1 protein-coding gene is annotated in these 1485 nt (G+C 63.8%); it reads left to right on the top strand.

The features are described from left to right. The first annotated feature begins 123 nt into the window (after positions 1-123). Entirely contained in the window at positions 124-1158 is a 1035-nt protein-coding gene (locus tag FN976_RS28675; protein ID WP_145897515.1) for an IS110 family RNA-guided transposase, read from the top strand. Positions 1159-1485: the final 327 nt, after the last annotated feature.

Here is a 1485-nt window from a genome sequence, read left to right as displayed (position 1 = left end):
GAGATGGTATGGACGCCTCCCACCCCTGCCGCGCCGCCACCGCCAGTCGGGCGGGGCCTCGCATCAAACGGCATCGAGTGCCAAAGTGGAGGTCTGTTCAACCACTGACGATGGAGGCCCCACGTGAATATTACGACCTATGCGATCGATATTGCCAAGTCCGTGTTCCAGCTCCACTGGGTGGATCCGGACACGGGCGAGATTCACCGCAAGAAGCTGCAGCGCGCCAAGGTGGTCGAGTTCTTCGTGCGGCGCGCGCCGGCGCGCATCGTGATGGAAGCGTGTGGTGGCGCGCACCATTGGGGTCGGGTGCTCACCCAAATCGGTCACCAGGTGGAATTGCTGCCGCCGCACAAGGTGAAGGAGAGCGCCAGCGGCAACAAAGACGATGCCCGGGATGCGCGGGCGATCTGGGTCACCGCAACCCACAAGGATGTCCGGAAGGTGGCCGTCAAGACGGTAGAGCAGCAGGCCGAACTCTTTGCCCACCGCGTGCGTTCGCACTGGGTCAGCTTGCGCACCGCCACGGTGAACCAACTGCGCAGCATGCTCTACGAGTTTGGCGTGGTCGCCCCCAAAGGGCGCAAGAAGGTGGTGGGTTGGGTGGCCGAGCACCGTGCACAGGTGGAGGAGCAGGTACCACCGGCCATGGTTCGCCTGCTGGACCAGCAACTGGAGGTGCTGCGCGAGATGGACCAGCGAATTGCTGCCGATGAGCAAATGATTGCGCAAGCTCAGAACGGCAACGGAACCGCGCGCGAGCTGCGAAAGGCCCCCGGCATCGGGCTGCTGGGCGCCAGCGCCTTGGCGGCCACCCTGGGGGACGGCAAGGCCTGGAAGAACGCACGCGAGTTCGCCTGCTGCCAGGGCCTAGTGCCAGGCCATACCGGCACCGGTGGCAAGGTCCGCATGGGCAAGATCACCAAGCGCGGTGATCCGTACATTCGAACTCTGCTGATTCACGGCGCGCGCAATCTGGTGCGCGTTGCCAATCCGCCGCAGTGGATTGCCGAGATGCTCAAGCGTCGGCCCTTCAACGTCGTGGCCACCGCGGTGGCTCACAAGCTGGCGCGCGTCGCCTGGTCGATTGCCACGCACGGAGGCACATTCGATGCGGTGCGAGCCTTCGGGCCACGCCAGGCGCGCGTAGTGGCCTGAAAGCCCAATACCGTCATCAGGAAGAAGAGAGCTGCGCGGCTCTCAGTGAGTAACCAGATCGGGCGACCGGCCCCAAGGAGTGTGCAGGCGAGCAGAGGAAGTGATGGCAAAGCGGTCAGACCGTGAGTCGGGAAATCTGCGCATAACTCGGGGCGACCTTCGGGCCAGCCCGTGAGTGAGATCAAGATCCGGCTTCGCGAATGACCATCAGGGCCAGCCGCAGACCCCAGGTCTGCAAGAGCACAGGCCGGATATAAGTCCGCAATGAACCCGCCAAGTCAAAACTTCCAATACCCGCTTGCCACACGGGAGGCGTCCATATAAGTT

The sequence above is a fragment of the Caenimonas sedimenti genome (genome assembly GCF_007833165.1).
Taxonomy (GTDB): domain Bacteria; phylum Pseudomonadota; class Gammaproteobacteria; order Burkholderiales; family Burkholderiaceae_C; genus Ramlibacter; species Ramlibacter sedimenti.
This window is presented reverse-complemented; position numbering and strand designations above follow the sequence as displayed.